Origin of the sequence: Halomicrobium zhouii, from assembly GCF_900114435.1 — an archaeon.
GTDB lineage: Archaea > Halobacteriota > Halobacteria > Halobacteriales > Haloarculaceae > Halomicrobium > Halomicrobium zhouii.
Genome location: NZ_FOZK01000002.1, coordinates 188,394 through 215,215, shown reverse-complemented (window position 1 = coordinate 215,215; position 26,822 = coordinate 188,394). Strand labels below are relative to the sequence as shown.

Below are 26,822 nucleotides of genomic sequence, written 5' to 3'. Positions count from 1 at the left end.
CACGCTAGTTTGCCCGAATGAAAGTCGGGCCCGTCATCCGTACTTCTACGGTTACCTGTTCGTCCTTGTATTCACCTATCTTTTCGGCGAATGAGCTCATCCCTTTCACTGACGCTTTCAGTACTAGATCCTTTGAATCCGGTTTCTCCATGTTGAGCTTTCCACGGATCTTTCCTTCTAGATATTCGTAGACCGCAAACCTCACCACGGTCCCAATACCGCCTCCTTTCGATTTTGCTTTCGCGAAGCCACCTTCAACCGCTAACGAGATCTCGATCCCCTCTTCGTACTTGTTCTTCACCTCATTGATCGTCGTTGCCGTTCCATCGAGAATATAGCTCCCGCGCGTGGAGTACTCGACCGAAGCACTTTCTCCGTTGCCCTCTCCGCGTGCGGCTGGCGTATCGTCCAGTCCTTCGACCGAAACAGACAAATTCAGCGCCTTCTGTACCGTCTCGGGCTCGAGGGCTTGCCGATTAGTTTGCGGGACAGCTACCTTAACTGTAATCACCTTTGATTCCCCCGGCCTTAGCTGGTAATCCGGGGTCCCAACGAGGGAGACGTGCCCGTTTTCGACGTAATCGTTGTCCCAGTGGAGTTCGACCTCCATCTCGGACAGGTCGAAGTTCTCTTGCGCCCCTTCGTTTGCAGACGCGTAGATCATGACCGGGATTTGCTCGACGAGGTAGTTCTCCGTAGAGTACCCACCCAACGTGCTCTTACTCGCACTATAGACTAGATCGTTCCCCCTCCCTTCTCCTTCGTATCTGCGGACGATCCCACAACACTCTTCAAGCTGATCGACTGTCTTCGGTTTCGTCGTACCGTCGTTCGGGTCAGTTAACGTCGGAACGGAGAAGCCAGCTGTAATGATCTCGGGCTCGCTAGCCTCACTCCCGTTTTCATACTCTTGGGAATCGTTATATCCGACGCCATCACTGTTTTCTACGTTCGGATGAGCATACACATCTGGCACGTTCTTACAATATATCCCGAGGAAGAGGCAGTCTTCCACGAGATCGATCTCTTTTCCGTCAACTAGACCGTCGTCATCGGAATCCGGGTCCGTCGGATCGAGGGCGATGTCTTTGGTGGCAATATCGCCGTTCGGTTTGCGATATTGCGCACTATGTTCACTGAGTTCCCTTTCTTCCCACGTACTCAGCCCATCATCGTCATCGGATCTAGTGGTCGCGATATCACCGATAGCGACCCTCGATTCTCCCTCGATCCGCACTTTGACCGTCACCGATTCGCCGGCGTACTCGGAGAGTTCCCCCGTGACCGTCACGTCGTCCAAGGTCCTGTCACCGCTCCAGCTATGCAGCACCTCGGTCTGGCCATCGTCGACGACGGCAACTTCGACGCGAGCATCCGAACTGTCTAACTCCGCCGCGATTCGCGTATGCAGCGTCGCAGTCTGGCCGTCGGGGACCTGAACCTCTCGCTCTATCGAGGACTCGGACGCAGTCACCGTACTCATCACGTTCGTGGTACTCGCGACGGTTAGCGAAGACGTGCCCACGCAGTTCGAGGGTAATGGGTAGCAGCTTCCGCTATCGTCGCCACCATCGCCGTCGTCCGAGTCGTCACCGTCGTCCGAGTCGTCACCGTCGTCCGAGTCGTCACCGTCGTCGTCGCCGACGCAGTTAGAGGGATGTGGGTAGCAACTCCCGCTATCGTCGCCGTCGTCGCCATCGTTGCCCTCGTCCCCATCGCCGACGTCTGGGTCCTTCGGTGCCGCGTCCTCGCCATCAGAAACGCCATCACCATCGTCGTCGGGATCACAGGCGTCTCCGTCGCCGTCACCGTCGGTATCGGTCTGATCCGAATTCGCCGTCGATGGACAGTTGTCGTTCTCGTTCACGGCCCCGTCATCGTCCTTGTCGTTCGTACTGACGAGAACCGCTCCAGAGACGCCGTTCACCGACCCCTTTGAAACGTCACCGGACTTCTCCCACTCCCATAGCCTGTCGAAGTCGTCGTAGAACGGTAGATCACTGGGATCGAGGTCGACAGTGAACAGTTGCTCAGCGACGTGGCCGTCCACGACCTGAACGTGCGAGAAGTTCTGGACCGTCGCGGTCGCGGTCCGATTTTCCTCGTCGATCGTCGTCGGTACGGGCTGGGGCATCCGCCCGCTCCCGGCATCCCACTTGTAGACGGTCAAATTCTCCGCTTCGGAGACGTTGACCGAATCCGCGATCGGTATCGTCACATTCGCTTCGTCGAAACTCGTCCGGTTCTGCAGGTGGATTATCTCGGACTTCCGTACAGGTTCCGAGCGATTCGTCCCCATCTTTCCCGTCGACTCGTTCGACGCCGACGATATCGAAACGCCGCGAGCAGCGTTTCCGTCGCCAGTGATGGTAACGGAAGCGCCGGTTTCCTCGTCGGACATCTCGGTCGTGAATGTCTCGTTTCCGTCGAGGACACCATCACCATCAGTATCCGGATCGAGGGGATCGGTCCCGACGGTTATCTCGTCGCCATCAGTCAGGCCGTCGGCGTCCGAGTCAGGATCCCTCGGATCCGATCCATGGGTATCGACCTCGACGCCGTCGTCGAGACCGTCACCGTCCGTGTCGTTTCGGACGACCGAGGTATTGTGGGCCTGCTCTCGGATGTTGCGTAGCCCGTCGTCGTCGAAGTCTTCCTGACCGTCGGGGACACCATCACCATCTGTGTCGGCGACTCGTGGGTCGAGGAGCCGTTGCGATCGCTCGTAGCCATCCTCCAGCCCATCGCCGTCGGTGTCGTTGTTCCGTGGATCGAGACCGAGCCGATACTCCGTGAACGCGTTCACGCCGTCCTGGTCGAAGTCCTCCGCACCGTCGAGTATCTCATTCCCCGATTCATTGCGCGCAGTCCACTGGGCGTCACTGTCATTGTTAGCCGGGTCGGTGCCCGTCACTGTCCGTTCGTACCAGTCAGGAAGCCCATCGATGTCCCTGTCGTTGTCGAGGTAGTCGGGGATACCATCACCGTCCCCGTCGGTTCGCCCCTCGACGCCGTCTGCGACGGAGTCGTTGTCTGCGTCGGCTTCGAGCCAGTTGTACACCCCATCGAAGTCCACGTCGTACCGGAACTCACGCGAGTCGTTGTATTCCGTCGCCGTCGGGATTCCATCGTCGTCATCGTCCTTGTCTCGATAGTCGTGTAACAGGTCGCTGTCCGTGTCGTTGCGCTCCTCAAAATGATCGGGAAGATTGTCGCCGTCGCTGTCGTTATCGCGCGCGTCCAGTACTCCGTCCCCATCGGTATCGACGTGGGCGCCGCCGTTCGTCTCGTAGCGGTCAGAGATTCCGTCGCCGTCGGTGTCGTTGTTCGAGGCGTTGAGTCCGAGTTCGCGCTCTCGCTCGTCGCTAATTCCGTCACCGTCGGTGTCCTTGCCGAGGACGATCGGCGTGGGCTTCAGGAACGTCCCGTTCTCGACGATACCGCCTAATTTGTCGCTGCGCGCGACAGCCGCACCGTCGTGGACGCCGTCGTCGGCCTGGTCGCCGTCAAGTTCGCGGACGTCGCTGTCTGGATCGAGTGGATCCGAGCCTACCTCCCGCTCGACGTGCTCGGGTAATCCGTCACCGTCGAGTAACAGCGATTCCGTCCCGTTCAGGTCGTTCTCGGCGTCGGGTGCTCGGACCTCGATTTCGGTGACGCGTTCGGTCCGATTGAGCTCAACGAGGAACGTCTGGTTGGCCATCGACGAGTCCGAGGCCGAGATGACTTCGACCGTCCGACTCCGGTTGCCGATGGTGACCGTGACGGGTTCCGGTTCCCCGACGACGACGTCGGTGTAGTTCCCCGTCAGGTAGTACGTGTCGGGCTGGCCGTCCTGCCACACCGGATCGATCTCGGACTCGATGGCGACACGGGGTTCGCTCGCCCCGTCGATGCGTTCGAGGGCCAGGTTCGCCTGCTTCAGAGCGATCTTCAGCTTGACGAGCGCGTTGGCCCGGTGCTTGAACGCCTGCTTTCCGCGGACGTTCTTCCGAGGTGTCTCCGTCGCGGTTGTGGTCGCAGTGGCGGTCGCCTCGGACGCAGGAGGGGTAGCGGTCGCGGTGTCGTTTGCTTCCGTCGCGGACGGCGTACTCGTCGCAGTGGCCGTGGGGCTTGGCGTCGTCTCGGACTCGGTCGGTGTCTCAGGACCGGCTTTGTCCTTGCCTTTCTGCTTGTCCTTCCCCTTCTTTTTGTCCTTACCTTTCTGCGTGCCCCTGGCCTTCCCCTTCTTCTCGCCGTTCCCGTTCTTCTTCTCGGCCCTGTCGTTTTTCTTGCTGGTCTTGTCCTTGCCGTTGCTCTTTTTCTTGCCCTTGGCCTTCCCCGGGTTCTTGCCACCCTTCTTGGCCTTCGGCGCTTGCTGCACGGAGAGCGTCGAGAGCGCACTGTCGAGAGAGATCCCGGCGAACGAGAGTGACTGCTGGGATCCCTGTGAAGCACGTTCCTGGGCGGCGCGAGATTTTTCGAGGGCGCGCTCGGCGTTACTGATATGAGCTTTCGTGCTCTGACGCTCGCCCTTGGACATCGTGTCCTTGCGCGCCTCGTACGCCCGCCGGGCATCTTCGATCGCCTGTTCGGCCGATTCGTCGTCAGCAGCGACGACGAACCTCGCGGACCGGTGAGCGGTGTCTGCTGAGTTCGTTCCCTCGAACTTCGCGAGGTTGCGGACGACTTTCGCGTCCCGCTCGAAGGTCATCGGGTCTTTCACCCGGACGGGGTCGTGATACTCGTAACTCGCACTGCTGTTCCGGAGATGCTGTCGTGCTCGCTCCGCCGATTCCTGCTGGATCCCCGGCTCTGGATCGAGATTCCTCGTCAGCTCAAGCGCGCGCTGTTTCTTCTCGAACGGCGACAGATTGTCGTCTATCGTTGGTGCGTTCCCTACCGATTCCGTCCCGGTCTGGGTCTGTAACGACCCAACGGCCGGCCCAGCGGCCGTCGCAGTCAGGACGAGTATCGAAAGCGCTACTGCTACCACCTTCCGCCATTGCCCACCCATTGTTGCTGAAGTTACGCTCAGCTGGTCATTATTTAACCATTCGGAGCATTGCGATTAGTGAATGCGGAACAGTTACGTGGGAGCGCGGGTTTGCGTGATCGGTCTGATTCCAACTGAGCTATATCGATGCGTCAGATTGAAGCTCGTTTTGAGACTGTAGTCCGCCCGATTTCAGGACGTGTTCCCAGCGAATACACCTACGTATGCCCACCATCGTTTCGGAACCGATCCGAAGGTGTCGTGATTGATTCGTCAGTGGCGGATCCACTACTGGTGGACCCAGACCGCAGTCGATAACCTCTTTCTCAGTCGGCAACGCACTGATCTCGGTGCGGCGCCATTCACCGTCGACGCCGACGGGCTCGCGAGCAGCGACACGAAACGTTGGCTAGTGAGCGACCCCGATGGGGGCATAGGTCACGTCCCCGAAGTGGATATGAGCTTCTCGTCTACCTAGCTCACAGGGCTGTTGGTACCGACGAAGTTCGGAAATTCGAGGATTATCTCGAAGAGTGGCCCGGAATCGAGCTAGTCGGCCTCTACGAATCCCGCGCGTCGTCCTGCCGTTCCCGATCCACTGCCTCGAACCCACCAGTTGACCCTTCCTCCCGTGCGTTGCTGATTCGGTCAGACGTAGATTCATACGCAGCCTCTGCCCCGTCGCCGCTGTGTGCCATGTCCAGTGTGTACTCTCCATGGATGCCCATCCCGCCCGCGGTGAGCGCCGCATCCTGATTCGCGCCGATGAAGAGGAACTCCCAGTCGAACTCCGACTGGCGGTACTCGATCTGTTCTCGCACCCGTGGCTGCGGGGTTTCGGACGCGTTCTCCTTCCCGTCGGTGAGGATGACGACGATGGTGTTGTCCGGACGCTCTTCGACGCCCATGGACGCGAAGTGGTCCGCTGTTTCGGTGATTGCCTGGTATATCGCGTCGTGCAGCGCAGTCTGCCCCGAAGGCGTGTAGTTGTCGCTACCCAGCTCCGGAGCATCCTCGATCGGGCAGGTCTCGTACACGAGGTTGACGTGCGTGTTGAAATCGTACAGTGAGACGGTCGCCGTGCCCTCCTCGTCCCGCTGGTCCTCGAGGAACGTGTTGTAGCCGCCGATGGTGTCTTCGCGGATGGTCGACATCGAGCCCGAGGAGTCGAGAACGAAGGTGACGTGGGTCTTCATGGTCCACCCGCTCAGGACGGGGTTCCCTTATGAATGTGAAACCGATCGGGAGAACGCCTCTATTGCGGTCGCCGAGATGCCGACTCTACCTGGAGCGGTGTGATCAAGGCGACCCTGGACATCGGGTCCAGTCGCAGCAAGGCGCCGGGATTTTCCGTGAATACAGATCGTAGACTTGTGACACGCCCCAAACCATTTGAAATAAATGGCTACGTGTATTCTCGGAAGAAATGGATATAAATGGGATACTGATAGTGACTTACCCGAATGGCGGAACAATCCCGGCGTGACATCCTTCGTTGCGCTGGTTTATTCGGGTTCTCGGGAGGCACCAGCCTCGGTGTCAGTACTGTCAGTGGGTCGGTGGAGGAGGACGCCACAGAAACGCCCGTCGTCAGTGGCTCTCCGATGGTGCAGTACGACGCGGCGAACACTGGCTTCGCGGCAGACCAGAGCGGACCGACCGCAGACCCGGCCGCACTCTGGCAGCATCGGACTGGCGCGAACGTCCGCACGTCACCGGTCGTCGTCGACAATCGGGTCTACGTTGGAACGGAGGGTAGGCAGTTGGTCGCTCTCGATGCAATCACCGGTGAAGTGCACTGGACCTTCGAGTTTGCGGACGGAACACCGACCTCGCCGGTAGTCGCCGAAGGGACCGTCTACGTGACGACGACTGCCGGAAGGCTCGTTGCCATCGATGCAACGTCAGGCACGGAGCAGTGGTCGGCACCCCTCGACGGCGACTCAGTTTCGCCACCGGTCATCTGGCAGGATTACATTTACACGACGAGTGGAACCTCTCTCCTGTCGTTCGATGACGACGGTCGTCGTTCGGCCGAAGCGTCGCTGTCCGGGGATGAGCTGTCGCAGCCCGCGGTAACGGACACCAGCGTCTACGTCGGCAGTGACGACGGGTCGATCTACGCCTTCGACCTCACTGATGACACCACCGGATTCGACAGGCCGGAGCGGTGGCGCGTCGACAGGGTCATCGACAGGGTGCCTGCGGTGACCGTCGCCAACGATACCGTCTACGTAGCCGGAACAGACCCTGGCGAGACGGCACAGGGGCGTGTGTACGCCCTCGATCCTGTCACCGGAAGTACGCAGTGGCAATTTACGACGACACCGTGGATTGTGACGTCACCAGCAGTGACGACGGAGTTGGTGTACGTCGGTGCGGAGAACGGTGACGTCATCGCACTTTACGCAGATTCTGGAATCGAGAAGTGGCGCTTCGACGCGAACAGTTCGTGGCAGTTCGCGTTCTGGGGTCCAGGGATCGAGGCGTCTCCGATCGTGGCCGGACAGACGGTATACGTCGGGAGCGAGGACGGGTATCTGTACGCCCTGGACGCGGAGAATGGGACTGAGCGATGGCGATTCGAATCGGCCGACAGTATCGTCTCGACACCAACTGCCGTGAGCGGGTTGGTGTACGTCGGGAGTGACGACGGGGGAGTGTACGCGATTACGTCGCCCGGCTCGTCTCCGGTCCCACTTCAGGACGCCGAGTCACGTGGAAATGCCGGTGCTGACGAATCTGGACAGCGAGTGGATGGCGACATACTCCCGGTCGGTGACCTTGGCATTGGCCTGGGGCTCGGGGGAATTCTGGTCGGGTATCTCCTGTTGCGGGGAAGTGACGAGTCTCCAGACGACAGTAGCACTAGTAGGCCTCGGGTCACGGTCGAGCGGGAAACAGAGCCAAACGAAGAGGAACCGAGCGAAAAGGGACCGAAGAACGCCGAACGAGAGGGTGCTGAAGACGAACAGATCCAGGCGCTCGAAGCCGAGGTCGAATCGGCGCTGGAGCGAGTCGACGAATTGCAGGACGAAATTACGGAACTGGTGGTAGCGGGCGAGCGAGACAACGCCGAGCAGGCGAGAGCAAGGGCAAACCAGGAACTGGAACGGCTGATGGGGAAGCTCGGTACCGTACCCGAACCAGTACCGTCGTCTAGAGTTCAGCCGCTACAGGAGAAGGTACGAGACGAACAGGAATCACTCGAAGGGGCCATCCGTCGGGCCCGCGAATTGTCGCTCGAAGAATCCTGTGAGGCAGTCGAGCGATCCCTGGCAAGTGTAAACGGCTATCTCTCCCACGGGAACGTCGACGATGCGGAAGAAGCGCTCGATGATGCAGAGCAAGAGATCCAGGAAGCGATGGATCGATTAGCGCCACCATCCGACTCGCTGCCCTCCGAGCGCATCGAATCACTGCAAGATCGAATTGACACACGGCGAGACGACATCGAACAGGTACGCGAATGGTTAGGGGCTCGTGACGAGCTCGACGATTCGATCCAGGCGGCCCGGGAGGACGTCGACGCCGAGCGGTGGCAGCCCGCGCTCGCGAAACTGGACGAAGCACGAGATCGGTCCGAGACACTCATGGACCGAGACGTCCCGTATCTCTCGACCGATTCGATACAGCATCAGGAAAACCGGATCGACGAACTCCAGGCAACGGCGAACAGGGAGTACGCTACCCAGCGGATAGAGTCGCTCCTCGATGAGTGCGAGACATTCCTCGACGAAGCGATCGAGGGATCAGAAAACCCGGACGGCGTTCGTGAGACGGTCGAATCGAAGCTCGACGACGCTCGTGACCATCTCTCCGCATCGAGCATCGCGACGGCGACGTTTGACGGGCGAGTTGCCGAGCTCGACTCCCGTGTAACCGCCTACGAACAATCGCGACAGGAAGCAACTCGCGAGACCCAGCCACAGATGGACGATACCACAGATGACCAGCGAGACGACAGTCACTCGACGGCCGAATTCGCCGTTCTCACGGCGTTCCAGCGCGACCTGCTGGTCGTCATCGCTGGTCACGAGGACGCCAAAGGACTGGCGATCAGGGACGAACTGGAGACGTACTACGACGAGGATATCAATCACGGTCGACTGTACCCCAATCTCGATACGCTCGCCGAGAAAGAGCTCGTCGACAAGTTCGAACTCGACGAGCGATCCAACGGCTATCGACTCACCGAGACCGGGAGGGGCCACCTCGAACGTCGGCAGGCGTGGCAACGAGAGCGAGCACCTGACAGTGATGTCGGTACCGAGCGTAGCAAGCGGGAGCGAATTTTCGAGGCAATCGACGACGTCGCAACAGAACTCGGACGGATGCCGAAGCGAAACGAGTTCCTCGACCGGACGGACTGGGACCAGGGTGACGTCACTGCCGAGTTCGAGTCCTGGCAGGGCGCACTCGAAGCGGCGGGCATCAGTGTCGAGGCCGAACTCCTGAGTGAACTCGAACACGTTGCCGAGGCCGTCGACGGTGAACCGACATCCAGCGATATGAACCGTGAGGGAGCGTACAACGCGGGGAAGTACTCGACGTACTTCGGTTCGTGGGCAGCCGCCGTCGAGGCTGCTGATCTCCACTCGGACGATTCTCGCGAACACTCGAAATCGACGCCCGGGGAGCAAGAGGCAAACGACCGGTCAGATGGGGAGACGGCGAGTCACGAGGACGTTCTGGACGGCTATTTCACGCTCGCTGAACTACCCAACGAAAGTCGATTCCACGGTGAAACAGCAGTGTACGTCACTGAACGCCACAACCCAGACGAGACGAAAGACGCGCGACTCTCTGTACAGGACGTCACCGGGACGGCGGCGACGTTCAATGTCTGGGCGAAACACGACTGCGAGTTCGACTGGGCCGTTGGGGAGTGGTACGTGCTGTCGGAAGTGCGTCTCCGCAAGTGGGAACGAAACGGCGAGACAATGCTTACTCTCTCAAGTTCACGGGACACGACGGTTACTCCGCTCTCGGCGGATGCCCCTGCTGTAGACGAGAAGATGATTGAGACGCCAGATGACGAGTCCTCCGAAGGAAGCGAAGACGAGACGAAGCCAGAAGACGAGTTCGATGATGCGGTGGAAGAGGACGAGGAAGCGGATGCAAACGACGAGAGCGAAGACGAACCGGATGGAGGGGAGACCGTGCTGGACGAGATCGTTTCCGAGTTCGATAACGAACTGATGTAGATTCGCATACTCACCAGCCAGAGACCGGCCGAGGACGGAAGTTCGGACTGGAGTTACTCGTCCTCGATGTAGGTTTGCACCGTCTGCCAGTGACGCGAGAGCGTCACCACGCTCACGTACGCGACGTCGGCCAGCTCCGACTGGGTCACCTCGACGCCGTGTTCCCGTGCGGCGCCGTACAGAATGGCGGCAGCGATTCCCGTCGGACTCTGGCCGACGTGGGCGCCGTCGTCGATCACTGCGTCGGCGAGTTCGGACGCTCGCTGACGGACCGCCGTCGGGAGCGACGTCTCCGACGCAAATCGCGCGATGAAGGCACTCGGGAGCGGTGGCGCGACCTGGCGGTCGTATTCGCGGACGAGTTTGCTCACGGCGCTCCTGATAGCGTCGAGCGCCACCGGTGAGGCGTCGGCGATCTGTTTCAGCGGGAACGGGTTGTAGTCCTCGCGCGCCGTCACGTGGACGCAGGCGGCGGCCATGGCCTCGATGGAGTGGCCGACGAGCAAGCCGTCGTCGGCGACCTGGCGGAACAGGTAGGCTGCCTGATCGACGAGGGAGTCGGTGGCTTCGAGCGACGTCGCAAGCGCCCGCAGTTCACGGAGCCCGTGGCGGAGTGTCTCGTCGGCGTGGTCGAGACGGTTGTTGAACCGGGCCCAGAACCCGGTTCCTGCGCCACTACCATCCCCAATCCTGGTGCCGACGCTTACCCGCGAGACGGACACGGCTGGGCCGGTACGGCGGTCCTCCTGGGGTTTCCAGCCGGGTTCACTGAACTCGATTTCGGCCCCGGTGTGGACGGCGCCACACGCTTCACAGTACCACTCGCTGGCGGCACTCCGGGCGAACGACTGCGCACCACATTCGGCACAGGCGGCCGTGGTATCGAAGTCGTTCGCCGACGACTCCTCGCCGTCGACGACCGACGGCTCGTCGGTCGAAGTGCGTTCGGATGCGACACGCCACGCTACGGACTGTTGGCCTGAGGACATGGATTGGGAAAACTGTGCGTCGCGCAGCTGCTCGGACGAGTCCGACTGGGCTGTCCGAGACCTGTCGGTACTGGACAGCAGCCGAGGAACGGCCACGCGAACGCGAGTTAGTTTTGACGGCGGTGCCAACAATCCGGGCCAGCGGTCTCCCGCCGGGTCGTAGCTACCTGATCTATATCACGGATCCATGTTAGCTGTTCCGGTGGTGCAATCGGTGAGCATGGGCGATTCCGACGTTCACGCGTCCAGAGAGATGTCCCCACTTAAATCGATAACTCGACTGATGGCCACGGACTACGATAGCACCACAGTCAGTGAGACGTGAGATACCGGTCTGTATCGCGGGCGTATCCGTCGATCGCGCCCTCGAGGTCGTCGAGATGTGCGGCGATCTCTCCTACCTGTTCTTCCGGGAGGCCGCTGATGTAGGACCCGAACCGGAACAGTGCCCGTTCGTATCGTCGTCCTGCCATTCCATCGGGAAGCGTGCGCTCGAAGAACGCGACGTACTCGCCGAACTTCGTCGCCGACGTGGTCGCACCCACTGGAAGCGTGTCCGTCCCCGACCGTCGACCCGTGAGGAAGACGAAGGCCGTCCAGACCCGGACGTCGAAGAGGGGGAAGCTGGCCGAGTACGCATCGGGGTCGCTCGCCGCGAGATGAAGGAGGAACGCTGGCGTCACTACTGTCGCGTTCGAGAGCGCCCCCGCGTCGACGAGTTCACTGCCGAGCGTCTCGACAGCGTCCGCGGGTTCTTCTTCGAGGAGCGGTTCGAGAACTCCAGATTCCAGCACTGGCCGAACACCCGAGAAGTCCACACCTCGGCTGAGGTCCTTCCAGTCCCAGAGCTGGGCCGCACGCTCGACGACGTCGTCCGTCCCGGCGAGGACGTCGTGATACGTCCGGTCGGGGTCTTCGGCAGTCTCGTAGAACGTCGTCCAGAACGCGACGTTGATCGGTGGGGACACACCGACACGTCCGCGTGGGTCGCCTTGAATCGTACTGATATCCTCGCTTCGTACCGACTACCTGACCTCGACAGCCATGAAGATATATAACGTCGAGCGGTCCTTCTAGACCTAACACTCCCCCGAGGCTCGAATAGATGGGACACCTCTCGGCCGCCGAACGCGCGCTCGTCGACGAGCTGCTGGACTGCATCGCCGAGGCGATGCGTCGGCAGGACGACGTCGACCCTGCCTACGCGAGCAAGACCAAGCTACAGAAGCTGCTCTACCTCGCGATCGACGAGTTCGACCTCCCGGTCACCCACAGCTGGTACCTGGCCGGAGCGGTCGTGCCCGGCGACGGGGCGACGCCGGCTGGACTGCGGTCCTCGTTCGACGACGTCACGGGACCGTCGGGGCCATCTCTCGATGCGGACGAGTCGGCAGCGCCCAGCGACACGGATTCGGCGGCGGCAGCGACTGACGGCTTCGACGACCTTCTCGACTCAGTGGCTTCCCCCGCGGACGACGAGACTCTCGATCCGATACTCTTCTCCCCCGAGAGCGCCGGCGAGACTGACCCGTCACCGGACCGGCTCGGCGACCGGCGCGCGGACGTTGTCGATTTTTACGAGGCGACGCTCCCGGACGTGTGGTACCAGCGTACGATGCGATTCCTCCAGAACTTCTATCTCGAACACGCGCCCGCGGCCTATCGCGACCTCTACGTCCAGAGTACGCACCTCCGGACGCGGTTGCACGACGTCGAAACGGTCGTGAAAGCCATTACCGAGGGCGAGCAACCCACGCAGTCACTCGACGAACTCGTCGACGATGTCGGCCTCGACATCTCGGACCTTCACTGTTCTATCCAGTCCTCTGAGGAACTCCAGTCGACGTTCGATGGCTTCGTCCGTGGAACCGACCTCATCGAGGACGGACTGTTGATGCTGGCCACCCGCTCACCGGATGACCTCGAACCCGGGCACGTGGCCACCGTGCAGTCGATGCAGGACTTCTTCTTCTACTACGTCTGGCGATTCCCGTGTCTCCACATCTCTCGCGAGACCGCGACGGGGCCGTCGGTTGAGTCGCTCCGAGCGGAGCGAACGGACCGACTCGCAGACTTCGAGGACGAACTGCAACAGGAGGCCGACCGGTTCGAACGAGAACTCGCACAGGCCGGACTGATACCCGACTACACCGATTACAGCCCGCCGGACGACGACGTGACCGAGACGATCACCTCGCTCGCAGACAATTACATCGAATGAGCACGGATCACAGTCCCCCGGCAGCACGCGAGGTGTTCGCCGACACGTGTATCCTGCTCTCTTTCGTTCAACGCGAGTGGGAACGTACCGACGAGACCGAACTGATCGAATCGGAGTCGGTGACGGTCGTCGTCAGTGAGTCCGTCGTCGATGAGCTGCGGGCGGTCTCCGAGCGGCGCCGCGACATCTACGAGGACATGGTCGACTACCTCGTGGAACTGGACGCCGACATCGAAGAGTACGACCCGGGCGACAGGCACGTCTACTTCGCGCGGAACGACGCGAAGCACGTCCGGAACCTGCAGATGGACCTCGCTGGTCGGGGTGACCGACGCGAGATTCTCCGTGACCTTCGGACCTTCGTCCGGGCGGCAGGGCGTCGCGTCGAGTACCTCGAATCACTGCTCGCCGACCAGACGATTGATCCCATCCCGCCCCTCGAACTGCGATTCGCCATGGACGGCGTCCTGAACCACGACGCGGACACGAAAATCGTCACGGACGCCGCCGCCTGGACTGCCGACGGCGGCTCCGGTGTCCTCGTCACCCGGGACAGCGACCACATCATCCAGAACGAGGCACGGATCAACGAGTTGCTCACCGAGGAGCAGGGCCCCGCGTGGACTCTGCAGATTCAGCTCCCGGAGCACGTGCTCGCGGGAACGACACCAGCGGGTCAGGGCGACTGAGCGGACCGGTCGATATTATCGATTTAAGGGGGATCGGTTCTCTGGGTGCAGTGCCCTCCCGGCGAGGGCGAACCAGGGTTGATCCACAGATGGCGAAAATCAAGCGCGACCGTAGCGGTGAACAGCTCGAAGCCGACTCCCGGAACGACAGTTCCGACGAGGACCGCGAGAAGCGAAAACGACTCGCCCGCGGCGGCGTCTGACTCACGACGCACGTCGGCGGGTGCGTAACCGGGGCGGGGAAGCGCCGGAGTCTGGGTGGTGGATAGTTGCCGCTCCCGGCCCGGTTTTCGAGGGGCGAGTGGCGCTGTTCGATGGATCGTCTGTACGTGGGTGGTGAGACGGTCCTGGGCTGGCGCTACGAAGACGGAGCGGGATCAGGAATCCGACCGGGGTACCGAGATGTCGAGCTCCGCACTCACGTAGTCGAAGGCGTCGTCGTACTCGTTCTCGATTATCTCGCACACCTCCCGGTTGACGGTCAGCCCGCCCCTCGTGATGTTCGCGGAGCCCAGGTAGGCGAACTCGTCGCAGACGACAACCTTGGCGTGGAGGTCGTCGAGTTCGATGAGCGTCACCTCGTCCGGCAAGCGGTCGCGTACGAAGTCGTTGTACTGCTCCCCTTCGCGGATGACGAGCGTCACCTCCGTGTCGGGCAGCGCGTCGATCGCGTCGAGCATACTCGTGTGGCGGCTCTCGAGGTGGTCGTTCACCGGAAACCGCAGGTCGACGTTGCCCAGCCACGGCGAGACGATGACGACCCGTCGGGCGTGCAAGAGCGTGTACCCGATGAAGTACCCCAGGCTGTCAGAAGTCAAGGAAAACGCTCGTACCATCGATCTCACCCCCTGGCGGTCGTTCGCGGTCGAACATCGTTTCGGTGGCCTCCTCAGTGGGAACGGACTCCGTCAGGTGCGCCCGGAGGGCCTCGAGCACGACGTAGCTGAGCGTCTCACTCTGGTCACCGGCTTCGATGCACTCCGTGAGGTGCAGGTTCTCGACGCAACCGTCGATGTCCGGCGAGTGGAACGCCGTTTCGACCCGGTCGACGTCGGAGAGCGACGTCTCGTGGGTGGCGATTGCGTCTGCCGGGAACTCCTCACCGGCGACCTGTGCACTCGCGACGACGTGCTTGAGGCTGTACGCGTCGCCAGTCGAGATATCCTCGTCGGTGGCGAACTGCTGGGCACGGTCGATGGTCGAGATAATCTCCTCGGTCACTCGGTCGACGACTGTCTCGAAGGGAACTCCGAGATGTGACTCGATGATCGGCCGGATGGACTCGGTGTCGGTGGTAGCGGTCGGCAAATCGGCCACGAATTCACTGGACGCCCAGAGGCGTTCGCTGATCACCTGCTCGTTGTAGGCCAGCCGGTTTATCGACTCCAGGACGCTGCCCGGATCGGTGTCGAGTTCGTCGTAGACGAGGTCGACGATTCCCTGGCCGCCCTCTGTCCGCTCGAAGACGTACACTTCACCCTCGTCCTGGTCGAAGCCGTAGAAGACGCGCTGGCTGTTGACGCTACTGATGTCCGCGACCAGCTGGAGGAAGAAGTGGGCTGCCGTGTGGTAGGCGAGATGTTCGAGGTCGCCCGTTTCGAGGTCCTTGTATCGTCGCACGTACTCGCCGACGTTCTCCTCGAGTCCGTCGAGAAACGGGGTGAGATCGTAGACGAGTCCGCGTGTTCGCGTCGTGAACCCGAGCGGCATCTCGGGGCTCTCCAGTTCCTGGGTGAACCGGTCCTGGTCCTTGTCATAGGAGACGCCGATGTCGGGACCGTAGAATTTCCCAGGCGTAATCTCCAGGGTCACGCTCTCCAGTGACACCTTCGCTTCGAGGTCGGCGAGCGTCAGGTCGCCCGTCGATTCGACTGGCGTCCGCTCGATGACCGACGTGTCGACGTGTGGTTCGGAGTGGATCTTCCCGTACTCGCGCTCCTCGTGACGGAGGCACCGATCCAGATTGCCCGGGATAACCTGGAAACACACCGGACAGTACTGGACCATCTCGAGGGCCTTCTCCTCCGAGATGTCCGTCATCTCCGAGAGCTGGAGGGTGTCAGGCACGAGGACGTCCTCGTGCTTCTCGCCGGTGACGTCGGCCTTGTAGTCCATGACAACGCCGTCGTCGGTCACGGTCGTCTTCGGCAGGAACGCGTGCATCACCCCGGACTGCGACTGGTACTCCGACCGGTACGGAGCGTAGGTCGTCACGACCGAATCGATCGACTCCTCCGGGCGGTCCGTCTGCTGGTCTTCGCGGAAGACGGAGACGAACTGTCCGGAGCTGTCGAAGTAGCTCGGCGGGACGAACCACACTTCGTCGTCGAGCTGGCGGCCCTCGGTCTGCAGGTAGAGGTCGAAGTAGTAGGCAGCCCGCAGGAGGTCCTTGATCTTGTACAGCGAGTTGTACGGTTTGTCGCTGCCGTCGAGATACGAGGCGTACTGGTCGAGCGTCTCCCGGACGTAGTGGACCTGCTTTTCGAGGCGATAGTAGTCCTCGATGCGCTCGTCTTCGCTGAGCGTTTCGAGCTGGGTGACGGCGTCGTTCAGGTCCGCGAGACGGCCCTGGTTGACCGGGGCGATCGCCTCGTCGACGACGCTGTTCACCCGGTTGCGCAACTGCATCAGCTTCCCAGTGAGACCGAACAGGTCGGCCAGTAGCGACGAGAAGTGGGTGACGACGTCGTGCGTCCCGCCGGAGGGAACGACCTGGGCGCGGTTCTTCGCCTCGGCCAGCTGCTGGTTCAGTTCCTGGACGAGGTCCTCGTAGCCACTGCCACCCCGTGACGCTAGCCGTTGTTCGTAGCCGGAGACCTGTCCGTCGAAGGTCTTGATGACGAGGAGCGTCTGTTCCTGGACTTCGAGGACGTACTGGCCGACGGCGTCAGTCCCGCGGACGATCTCCCCGTCTTCCATTCCGAAGTACTCCTCGACGTCTGCCACGGTCTCGTGCTGGGCCTCGAGGTACGAGTCGAGTGCGTCCTGCACGTCGGCGACGACTGGCTTCGAGAGCATGGGTTCACTCGGGACGTCGATCCCGAACTCCTCCTCGAAGAAGGATCGTGGGTCCACGAGCATCTCGTAGAAGCTGTCGTATCCCAGATCCGTCTGCAGGTACCGTTCGAGGAACGTCCTGTGTTCGTCGAACCGGATAAACTGGTCGTCGAGCCACGAGACGTGGTCGTAGTACCGATTGAACCGGTCGTGCATCCACTCGACGACGCGGTTGTCCGTGTTGAGCGGGGTCCGGATGTCGGAGCCGAGGAACCGGTCGGCCCGGTAGAACATGTTTGCGTCGCCGGTGAGGTTCGACAGGTACACCGCGATGTGTGAATCCATTCCCGGTTTCCGGGCTGCCCGGCCGGCGCGCTGCAGGAACGACGACAGGTTCCACGGCGTCCGGTGTTGCGTGATGATCTTGATGTCCCCGACGTCGATGCCCACCTCGAGGAAGTTCGTCGAGAGGAGGATATCGCTGTTCGCGGCCGTCTCGCTGTCGAACCCCTGTTCAGAATACACCGACATGAGCGACAGTGGTTCGTCGATGAACCGGTGGTCCATGTCCGACGCGACGCCGTCCCAGTCCTCCTCGTCGTTGTCGCGGTGGAACTGCCACAGCTCGTTCTTGCGGTCGGCGTCGTCGAGCTGGACCCGTTGCTGGTTGATCTGGGAGATGCTGTCGATGAAGGAGAGTTGTTTGCTCCGTCGTCCCTCCCCGTCTTCGAGCATCGTGTGCCCCAGGAGCATCGATTGCTGGAGCGCCATCGAGGAGACGCCGGGCCCGTCCTCGGGAGCGAGCATGAAGTAGTAGTGCTCGAAGTCGTCGTGGTCGTCGTCGTAGTCGGACGGCGGCGGGCTCGTCGTCTCGACGTCTGCCGGAGACCGGCCGAATATCTGTCCGCCGAAGCGCTTGGGGTCGTCGATGGTCGCGCTCGACCCGAGCCACAGCAGCGGGTCGTCGGAAATGTCGTCGACGTTCTGGATGACCTTCGCCGCGTGTGCGCCACGGAGGCCGGTGTAGAGGTGGACCTCGTCGAGGACGATCGTGTCGAAGCGGTCGACGAGCGAGTAGTGTGGCTTGTGGGCGAAGTTCTCGAGGGATTCCAGCGTGGTGAGGACGATGTCCGCGTTCCCGTTCAGGGCGAGGTCTTTCCGTGACAGGATCAGCTCGCGGTCGGTGAACTCGTGGGAGGGGTCGTTCTCACAGCGGAGGACGTAGGACTCGCTGGTCCCGTGGAGACGGAACGAGTGGGACTCCCCGTCCTCCCCACACCAGCAGTTACAGAGCGTGAACCGGGGTCTCCCACCCGTCGATTCGAAGAAGCCCTTGTTCCCCACGTCCGACCGTTCCCAGGGCATGTTCCCCACGTAGCAACCGACCGAGAGCGTGTCGTCGTGGTCCGTCTTGATGGTGTGGATGTGTTCGAGGATTCGCCCGAGCTGGTCCTGTAGCAGCGCCCGGCGTGGATAGACGATCGCGATGGATTCCTGTCGATCCTCGCGGAGCAGCTGATAGAGCGGACCGAGGAAGGCTTCGGTCTTGCCGAACCCCGTCGGTGCCGAGAACACGGCCGCCTTGCTCTCACCGTCAGCGTGGCGTTGCTCGTCGAGGTAATCGACCGTCTCCCAGCTGTTGACCTGGAAGTCGAGCGGGTCGAATCCGAACACGTCGATAATCGACTCGACGAACGGGTTCCCGTCCGTGTACTCGCTCGTCTGGCGTCTGGCCTGCGGTTCCCGCTCGTACTTGAGCGCGTCCGTCACGAACGGCGGTTCGTCCTGGCCCTCGTACCTGATCTGTCGATTAGCTAGCATCCCCCGGAGAAGCGGGCCCACGTCGTCGGGAACGCGTTTTCTATCAGTATTCCGATCAATATATCTCATTCGAGAAGCGTAGCGATTGCTATATGGTATCTGATGGGACGCCTTAACCCTTGTCTTGCCAGTGATGAATACAGTTGTTGCTGCTATCGCGTCCCCAGTTGGGGAGTGAATTTCGATAGTCCGAACATTAAAGGTCTCGGGGGGACTACGGAGGCCTATGTCGACGCTGCTCGTACAGTCCTGTTCAAAGTCCAAAAACCAGGCTCGTAGCCCTGGCCCTGCGTTCGATATCTACTCCGGGTACTACTACAAAATACTCAAGAAGGCGATAGATGACGGGGCGTTCGTCGACTGGCTCGACGTCTGTATTCTGTCCGCGAAGTATGGGATTCTCGACAGGAACGAGGAAATCGAGGTGTACGACCGGCGAATGGACCGTGCCCGCGCTGCCGAACTCCGTCCGGAAGTGACCGATGCGCTGGCTGAACGCGTCGCTACCGGGGGGTACGACACCATCGTCGTCAACGCCGGAAAGACCTACCAGCAGGCCATCGAGGACGAGTCCATCCCCATCCCGGTTCAGTATATTGATGGCGACGGCCTCGGCAAGAAGGGACAGGCCCTGAAGCGATTTGTCAGAGGAAAGGACGCGGCCCGAATCGAGGGGAGCTAATGCAACCAGCGACTACTAACCAGGTAACCTATACGGTCAATGCGACTGCCGGGCAGGCACGCGCTGGTCGGTTGACGACACCGAACGCGACGGTCGAGACGCCGACGCTGTTCCCGGTGTTGAACTTCTACGCGGGCGGGATGGAACGGAGCGTGTTCGGTGGCGGCGTCCACCGGACCGTCAAAGAGTGCCTCATCGGTGCAGATCGAGTCGGCGGGGAGGAGTACAGCGAGTACTTCGACGGCGTCATGACGTCCGTGGCCTCCCTGACCGATTACAACATCTCCCGGGAGCGCTACGAGGACTACCTCTCCGTCCCGATCAAGGAGCGTGATATCTTCGAGCCTCTCTCCGCAATGCTGTTTCTCGACTCGGGCGGGTTCAAGTTCCTCAACAGCGACGAAATCGACGGGAGCGACTTCGAGGTCGAGATCGACCAGCGAACGATCTACGAGATGCAACAGAAGATGGGCGCGGACATCATCGTCAATCTCGACCACCCGATCGCACCCGACGACGACTACGACACGCGAATCGAGAAGGCACGCAAGACCGGGGCCAACATCGCCGAGTTCGTCGATCTTTCGTCCGACTTCGGGGGAGCCCGGTACCTCACACTCCACGGGTACAACTACTCGATGATGGACGCCTTCCTCGACGAAATCACGGACGCCGTCCCACTCGAGGTCCTCCAGGAGACGTTCGACGGCGTGGCCCTCGGCAGCCTCGTCCCGAAGAAGGACAACCGTGACGCGCTCATCACGGCCGTCACCGACTGCCGACAGATAATGCGAGACTGGGGATTCGAGGGGCGGCCACTCCACGTCCTCGGAATCTCCAGCCGAGCGATTCCGTTGCTCGCCGCGCTCGGCGCCGACTCGTTCGATTCGATGACGTACATGTATCACGCGATCAACGGCAAGTACAGCCGGTCGCTCATGGAGGCGGAACCGGTCGACGACGTCGACTTCTCGACGTGTGACTGTCCGGTCTGTAACAACGACACGCTCGTCGGAATGATGCGGAAGGAAGGAACCGAGTACCGGAAGGACGAGATCGGACCGGTCGCCATGCACAACCTCATCATCCATATGCGGGAGGTGCGTGAGATCCGTCGCTGTATCCAGACGGGACGGACCGAACCGCTGATCGAGTACATCGAATCGAACGTCGCCCGTGACAAACGGATTCGCCAGTACGCACACCAGGTCGTCAACGACGCGCTCGGAGGGTACTTCTAATGAGAAAGGAACCAAAAGTCAACAAGGTAAACGAGTTTCTCGAGATCGCCAGCGACTTCGAGGACCCGCTCGAAGTCATCCGTGAATCGCTGTCCAACGCGTACGACGCCAACGCGACAACCGTCGACATCCGCATCCGAACGCGACCACACGGGTCGGACATCGTCATCGAGGACGACGGCGACGGGATGAACGAACGAGACCTGGAGTCTTTCTTCGATCTGGGCAACTCACGAAAGACGGACTCGATCGGCTACAAGGGCCACGGTACGAAGATTTTCTACAAGAGCGACGCGATCGAGGTCAACACCGCCAAGGACGGGACCAACCGGCGAGCGGTGATGGAGTCGCCGTGGGCAAAGCTGAATCGGCGAGAACTCCCGGAGTACGAGCTGACCGAGCAGCCGACCCGCGCCGAGAATCCTGGTACGCTCATCAAGATCCAGAACTTCAGGTCCGGGCAAGGCTTCGACCCGGAGTCGCTCACCTACAACAAGATCGAACACTACCTGAAGTGGAAGACCATCGCCGGGTCGACGGCGTACCTCTTCGACGACGACTTCCAGGAGATGGACATCACGGTCGACCTGGACGAGGAAATCGACGACTCGATGGATCAGCTGACAACGACGAACAAACTGGAACTGCCGAGCGAACAACGCGAGCCCAGTGACGGTGAGTTCCCGGCTGCACGGATGTGCAAGCACTACCCGGCACGAGAACTCGAAGTCGACTACGACGGGGGGTCGACGACGATTCAGATCGTCGGCGTCGTTGGCGGTAAGGAGACCCGAAACGAGTTCCCCACCTATGGTCGACACTCTGCCCAGTTCGGCGTCTGGTTCGCCAAGGACCACATCAAAGTCGAGCGTCTCAACGAAGCGATCTCCCACGACAACGAGTTCATCCACTTCTTCTTCGTGGTCAACTGCCAGGACTTCGAACTCTCGGCCAACCGCGAGACGATCCGGAACAAGGCCAGTCCCGTCTATCGGGCGATCGCCGAGGAAGTCGAGTTCTACCTCTCGAAAGTGACCCAGGACCCGTGGTTCAAAGACTACCTGGTAACACGGCGCGAGGGGGAGTTACAGCGACGCGCGGAGTCACAGCAATCGACGCTCACGGACCGGCGTGAAACCGTCGACAGTCGGGATATCCCCACCCCGTCGAACCGGGCCGAACTGCTGCTCACCCTCCAGCGGGTTGCCAGTGGTGACCGCGCACTCGATGTCACCGTCGAGGACTTCGAGCCGAACTCCGACGTCCACGCGATCGTGCGCCAGTCCGGGAAACTACGGAATGCCGCGGTCCATCTCCAGGCGACCGAGCACTTCGAGGAGGAGATTCCCCTGTCGAACGTCGACTTGCTCCTCTGCTGGGACGTCGGCGACCCGACGGTCCTCGAGGAATTCGCTCGATCGGGCTACATCGGCGGTGAGGTAGAACTCGCACTCGACGACGACGCACTGACGTACGTGAAGGACGGAAGCCACTACATCGAGATTCTGGAAGTGAAGGAGTTGCTCCAGGAGAAACAGGCCGTCGTCGCGGACGACTGACCTACGAGAGCTTCAACTCGATGTAATCGGCGAGGTCGGATTCGGCGAGCTGGCGGCGTTCTTCTGTCGACAGGGCGCCCAGGTCTAACCGGTCGTCGTCGAGCAGTTTGTCGACGAGCGGCCGGAGTTCGGTGTCCTCGTACACCCCGAACAACTCGTCTTTGAGCGATTCGAAGATGAACTTCATATTGTCGCCGTACTCGGCAGCCGCCTGGCGCCGAGCTTCGAACGACTCGTGGGAGTCGTCGTAGATTTCCGCTTTCCAGTTCCAGTCCTGAAGTAAGGACTCCAGCGCCTCCAGTTGCGCCCCGTCGGTTCGTTCGACTCGCTCGTTCAGCCGTCGCATCGCCGTCGCCGTATCCTGGCGCTCGATCCGGAGTTGCTGGATCCGGTTGGCGATCTGTGTCTCCGCACGCTGGATCTGTGCGGCGAGGTCGTCGAGATCGGCCGCGACGGCGTCGTACTGCTCGTCGTCGAGCTTGTCCACCGTCGACTCGACAGCAGCCTTGATGTCCGCGTCGATGTCGATGGATTCGTCGAAGAAGCTCTCGGCGAGTTCCTGCTGGAGCAGGGATGCCTCCATCGTCGCGGCGAGTTCGTCGAGTTCGTCTTCGAGGTGCTGGCGCCGGTAACGGTCGTACATGGCCGAAAGCCGGTCTTCGAATCGTTCCGCTCCCCCTTTCTCCGATGAGTTACTCGACATAGTGGGTTGCCACCTCCGTGAACGCCTCGCCGATACTTCCCGGCCCATCACCGGTATCGAGCTGAATGGCCTGATACCGTTCGTAGGGCGTCGCATTCGCGATCTTGATGCTCGCCACAGTCCCCTGTATCGCGTTGAACGCCTCTCGCCCGTACACGTCCGATGCGGTGTCCGCCGCGGCCGTCATCTCGTCGAGCGCCGCCTGCTCCAGTTGTACGAACTGCTTGAGCGGCTCCATCAGGTCCGGACTCACGTCGTACGTATCCAGCTTTGAGACTGTGTCTCGCACGTCTTCGATCTGGACGTCGGCGAGGTTCTCGGTGACGTCGTCGACGACGTCGCGCTGGTACCGGTGCTCGAGTTCGTCGAGTGCACTCCGGGTATCGTACGCCGTGTTCGCCAGCATGCGGAGTTTCGCTCCACGGCTGAATCGCACCCGGGAACTGATGTTGCCTATCTGTCCCCGGCCGAGTAAGCGAAGCACGGCTCGTGGAGAATGGCGGTCGAACCAGCGGCGGACCCGGAGGCGGTCGAGGTCCGATCCGCTGATACCGAACAGTTCACCGACCATCGCTTCGAACTCGGCGCCGGCGTCCACGATATCACAGAGGGCGCCGTACTCCTCGTGGTCGAGGTTCTCCTGGAGCCAGGCATCGATTCCGTCGTCGACGGCGTACTCGCCGTCGCCAAACCTGTCAGCGACTGACTCGGCCGTGACGAAGCGCCAGGGCGAGTCGAGCAGGACGACGTAGCTGTACGTCGCGAGGACGAAGTCCGCGAAGTCGTGCCTCGCCCGTTTCTTGTAGAGGATGTTCTCACCCTCCAGGTTTCGCTGTCGGACCTTGGTTCGCCAGGCACGGGCATACCCAGTGAGCTGGGTCCCACAGGCTTCGAGCAGTCCCTCGTAGTCGGCACTCCGGGGCGTTTCCTCGCGTTCGATCCCGAACCGGAGGACACTGCGCAGGTCGGAGAGCCTGAACTCGGCGGGGTCGATGCTGATCTGGTCCTCGTCGGGCTGTTCTTCGGTGATCGAGAACACGAACGGTCGTTTCTGGCTGCTGAGGTTGTACTCGAGGTCTGTCCCCTCGTACAGTGCGTGTCCGTCGGTCAGTCGTTCGATCGCGTCTTCCAGTCCCCGCTTCAGGTAGACGGTTATCTCCGCGAACTTCCCTGGTGCGTTCAGCCACGACTCCAGGAGTGGTGCCTTGTCGTCGAACTCGTCATCGACCGGGTCTGTCTGTGTGGGAGACCCGCCTGTTCCTCCATCTCCACCGTCGTCTCCACCGTCCCCACCGTCACCGCCTCGTCCAGTCGTCCTACCGTGGCCGGCGACGTCCGACGACGGGACGACGATGGTGTCGGTGGTCGCTTCGATAGGACCGGGAAGTTCCGCGGTTCCATCTCCGGTCCCGACGAGTCCGAACGCTTCCGCGAACGGTCTGTCGATTTCGATCGTGTCGTCGGCGTCGTCGAGACGACCGTACCACCGGGCGAGGTGCGAGAACGCTTCTGCCTCCTCGTAAACGACGTCGGCGACGGAGATGCGGTTCACCAGTGGCTTGAGCGCGTCGGCGTCCGACGGGGCCGAAATCTTGCCCGAGTAGTAGTCACTCAGGACGTCGAAGACGGTCATGATGTACTCCCGCGGAGAGCGGCGTTCTTCGTCGAGTCCGAGGTACACCCGGCGGAGGAACGGCTCGTTGAACGGGAAGAGGTCGCGAAAGCCCTCGTCGCAGAATCCGCAATTTGCACACCGTGATCCCTCTGGAGCAGGGAGCAGGTCGAACGTTCCCGGGTCGGTCTCGGGGTCGTACCGGACGCTATCGTCGAAGGACTTGAAGTACCCGAGGTACGGTCTGGCGAAGTCGACCGCGCTTTCCTCGTCCAGGAAGAGGACGCTCTGGGAATTGGTCTCGTTGGTCTGGTAGAACTCGTAGCGGTCTTCGGCGGTCTGCGTGTGGAGCGGGCCGGTGGAATCGCGCGTCCCGGCGACGATGAAGTCCCAGGTGTTCTCCGTCGAGTCGCTCTCGATGAATCTGGACAGTTTCGCGGCCTCCATCGCCGTAATCGAGAAGTCTTCGAAGACGATGACCGGGCGCGTGTCGGTGAACTCCCCACCGACGCGCTTGAGGACGTCAGAGAGCGACGCCGTGTCGTACCGGTCGCGGACGACTCGCCAGAGCTCTTCGTTGTACGTCTCGACCGCCTCTTCCACCGGTGTCTCGGAGAATATCTGCAGGAACTCGTGCTGTCGATACTCCGGTTCAGTGACGAACGTCACCTCCGTGGCGTACTGGCCACCCTCGACCAGCAGCTGTAGCTTGTCGCGGATGAACTCCGCGATATCGTCGGCCTGGTCGTCCGTGATGGAGACGTCGTACCCGCGCTGCCCGAGGTTGAGAATCGTGTTGGAGACGGCGCTCGTCGCGACCACCTGCGGGATGGACGCGATGTCGTCCCGGAGCTGTTTGAAGTCCGCCGCGCCCGGCATCTCCTCCCCGAACTGGTCCTCGTAGAACTCGGGAATCCGTTCGCTGAGCAACGACATCAGGTCGTCTTCCTTGTCCACGTGAAGCAACGGTCGGCCGTCGTCCCGGAGCCGATGGGCCAGGTAGGCACACAGCTCCGATTTCCCGGTTCCGACTTCGCCTTCGATGACGACGGCGAAGTTCTTCATCCGACCGTCCTCGAACTCGTCGTAGACGTCGTCCTCCGAGACGACCTCCATCTGACCTGCTGTCCGTCGATAGACGTCGATGCGGCGATGGGTGAAGTCGAAGAGCTCCCGGTTCTGCGAACGGACTGCCGCGACCTTGCTGAAGAGCTGCTGGAGCGTCCGGTCGTCGACGTCCACCAGATGCGGGCACAGACTGTCAACAGAAGGTGGCTGGACGGCGTTGCTCATTCCGCCACCACCTCGATCGTGTTCGCCTCGGGGGCGATGCCATCACGCCGCGGCGTCCGGGCGAGTGAGACCGTGCCGGCGTCGCCGAACTCAACCAGCCGGAGTCGACCGTCACGGACGAGTTCGTACAGGACACGGGCCAGCGGTGCGGGCACGTCACCGTCTGCCGTCTGTTCCACCGGGAAGAGGTTCGACCGAAGCCAGCCGAGATAGTCGGTGATACCGACCCGGCCGTCGGCGCCGAGCTCGTCGACAGCTAGCTCGATCGAGGTCGCCACGATGGCTGGGTCGGGGTAGACCGTGTGTTCGCGACCGCGCGCCTTGTGGACCAGTCCGAGGTACGAGACGATGCGTGCCCAGTTGACGAACTTGTTCTTGTTGAGGTCGATTTCCCCGTTCTGCGACGTCGGGACGTAGTTCTTCTCCGTCCGGTGCCAGTCGTTGATCGAATCGTAGAGCACCTCGTCGTCGGTGACGAAGTACTGGACGTCGTGCTGGAGGAGGTACTGGTAGTTCAGGAGGACGACGGCCTGGGTTCCCCAGTCACCAGGAGTACACTCCTGGGTGAGGTTGTGGAGGATGGCCATCCGAAACGAAAGCGACGGGTCATCGATGGCCCACGGCGGGTCGACGACGTAGTAGTCACCGTCCTCCTGGCCCAGTAGCCGAACGTACCGGAGGCCGGTCGTCGCCTGCTGGACTGCGTCGTCGTCGAGGCCAGTTTCCGCTGTGATCGTCGACTGAGTTTCGTTTCCGTTCTGTACTGCTTCGTACACCGGCCGTAGCAGCGCCGGCGTCTGCAACGCGTTGAGGATGTATCCTTCACTCATGTG

At 61.5% G+C, this 26,822-nt stretch carries 15 protein-coding genes; 6 read left to right on the top strand and 9 right to left on the bottom strand.

What is annotated here, in order from left to right; translation table 11 throughout:
• Positions 1 to 4 precede the first annotated feature (4 nt).
• Both BM337_RS08475 and BM337_RS08465 read right to left on the bottom strand, forming a co-directional pair.
• Positions 5 to 4,996 (bottom strand): hypothetical protein, encoded by a 4,992-nt coding sequence (locus tag BM337_RS08475; protein ID WP_177227354.1) that lies wholly within the window; start codon positions 4,994 to 4,996, stop codon positions 5 to 7.
• 539 nt (positions 4,997 to 5,535) lie between these two features.
• Entirely contained in the window at positions 5,536 to 6,171 is a 636-nt protein-coding gene (locus BM337_RS08465) for a vWA domain-containing protein (protein ID WP_089815958.1), read from the bottom strand.
• A gap of 408 nt (positions 6,172 to 6,579) precedes the next feature.
• Between BM337_RS08465 and BM337_RS21820 the strand changes: the two genes are divergently transcribed.
• A complete protein-coding gene (locus BM337_RS21820) occupies positions 6,580 to 10,182 on the top strand; it encodes an outer membrane protein assembly factor BamB family protein (protein WP_177227351.1) in 3,603 nt (1,200 codons plus the stop codon).
• A 53-nt stretch (positions 10,183 to 10,235) separates the two neighbouring features.
• Here the strand turns inward: BM337_RS21820 and BM337_RS08455 are convergent, their stop codons facing one another.
• Together BM337_RS08455 and BM337_RS08450 are read right to left on the bottom strand one after the other, a co-directional pair.
• A complete protein-coding gene (locus BM337_RS08455) occupies positions 10,236 to 11,171 on the bottom strand; it encodes a transcription initiation factor IIB (RefSeq protein ID WP_089815954.1) in 936 nt (311 codons plus the stop codon).
• Between the two features lie 311 nt (positions 11,172 to 11,482).
• Complete coding sequence (locus tag BM337_RS08450; RefSeq protein WP_089815952.1) at positions 11,483 to 12,139, bottom strand: hypothetical protein; 657 nt, start codon at positions 12,137 to 12,139, stop codon at positions 11,483 to 11,485.
• Positions 12,140 to 12,276: 137 nt separating this feature from the next.
• On the opposite strand from BM337_RS08450, the gene BM337_RS08445 reads away from it, so the two are divergent.
• The gene (locus tag BM337_RS08445) at positions 12,277 to 13,392 is read left to right on the top strand and encodes a DUF8098 family protein (protein ID WP_089815950.1); all 1,116 of its coding nucleotides are present in this window, start codon (positions 12,277 to 12,279) and stop codon (positions 13,390 to 13,392) included.
• The gene (locus tag BM337_RS08440) at positions 13,389 to 14,081 is read left to right on the top strand and encodes a DUF8169 family protein (RefSeq protein WP_143117666.1); all 693 of its coding nucleotides are present in this window, start codon (positions 13,389 to 13,391) and stop codon (positions 14,079 to 14,081) included. The genes BM337_RS08445 and BM337_RS08440 overlap by 4 nt, the downstream gene beginning before the upstream one ends.
• A 377-nt stretch (positions 14,082 to 14,458) precedes the next feature.
• On the opposite strand, the gene BM337_RS08435 is transcribed toward BM337_RS08440, so the two are convergent.
• Both BM337_RS08435 and BM337_RS08430 read right to left on the bottom strand, forming a co-directional pair.
• Positions 14,459 to 14,899, bottom strand: coding sequence for a phospholipase D-like domain-containing protein (locus tag BM337_RS08435; protein ID WP_089815946.1), 441 nt, complete (start codon positions 14,897 to 14,899; stop codon positions 14,459 to 14,461).
• Positions 14,889 to 18,899 carry a DEAD/DEAH box helicase gene (locus BM337_RS08430; protein ID WP_177227349.1) on the bottom strand — a complete coding sequence of 1,337 codons (4,011 nt, stop codon included), beginning with the start codon at positions 18,897 to 18,899 and terminating at the stop codon, positions 14,889 to 14,891. Before BM337_RS08430 ends, BM337_RS08435 begins: the two co-directional genes overlap by 11 nt.
• Positions 18,900 to 19,125: 226 nt before the next feature.
• On the opposite strand from BM337_RS08430, the gene BM337_RS08425 reads away from it, so the two are divergent.
• Genes BM337_RS08425 through BM337_RS08415 form a run of 3 tightly spaced genes read left to right on the top strand, consistent with a single transcriptional unit; the run spans position 19,126 to position 22,381 of the window.
• Positions 19,126 to 19,581, top strand: coding sequence for a DUF6884 domain-containing protein (locus tag BM337_RS08425; protein WP_089815942.1), 456 nt, complete (start codon positions 19,126 to 19,128; stop codon positions 19,579 to 19,581).
• Positions 19,581 to 20,822, top strand: a complete 1,242-nt coding sequence (locus BM337_RS08420; RefSeq protein ID WP_218155538.1) for a tRNA-guanine transglycosylase — start codon at positions 19,581 to 19,583, stop codon at positions 20,820 to 20,822. Before BM337_RS08425 ends, BM337_RS08420 begins: the two co-directional genes overlap by 1 nt.
• Complete coding sequence (locus tag BM337_RS08415) at positions 20,822 to 22,381, top strand: ATP-binding protein (RefSeq protein WP_089815940.1); 1,560 nt, start codon at positions 20,822 to 20,824, stop codon at positions 22,379 to 22,381. The genes BM337_RS08420 and BM337_RS08415 overlap by 1 nt, the downstream gene beginning before the upstream one ends.
• Before the next feature lies 1 nt (position 22,382).
• Here the strand turns inward: BM337_RS08415 and BM337_RS08410 are convergent, their stop codons facing one another.
• The 3 genes from BM337_RS08410 to BM337_RS08400 are packed head-to-tail and all read right to left on the bottom strand — an operon-like array spanning position 22,383 to position 26,819.
• Positions 22,383 to 23,024, bottom strand: a complete 642-nt coding sequence (locus BM337_RS08410; RefSeq protein WP_089815939.1) for a hypothetical protein — start codon at positions 23,022 to 23,024, stop codon at positions 22,383 to 22,385.
• Positions 23,025 to 23,073: 49 nt separating this feature from the next.
• A complete protein-coding gene (locus BM337_RS08405; RefSeq protein WP_218155537.1) occupies positions 23,074 to 25,989 on the bottom strand; it encodes a hypothetical protein in 2,916 nt (971 codons plus the stop codon).
• Positions 25,986 to 26,819 (bottom strand): hypothetical protein, encoded by an 834-nt coding sequence (locus tag BM337_RS08400; protein WP_089815937.1) that lies wholly within the window; start codon positions 26,817 to 26,819, stop codon positions 25,986 to 25,988. The genes BM337_RS08405 and BM337_RS08400 overlap by 4 nt, the downstream gene beginning before the upstream one ends.
• Between the last annotated feature and the right edge of the window lie 3 nt (positions 26,820 to 26,822).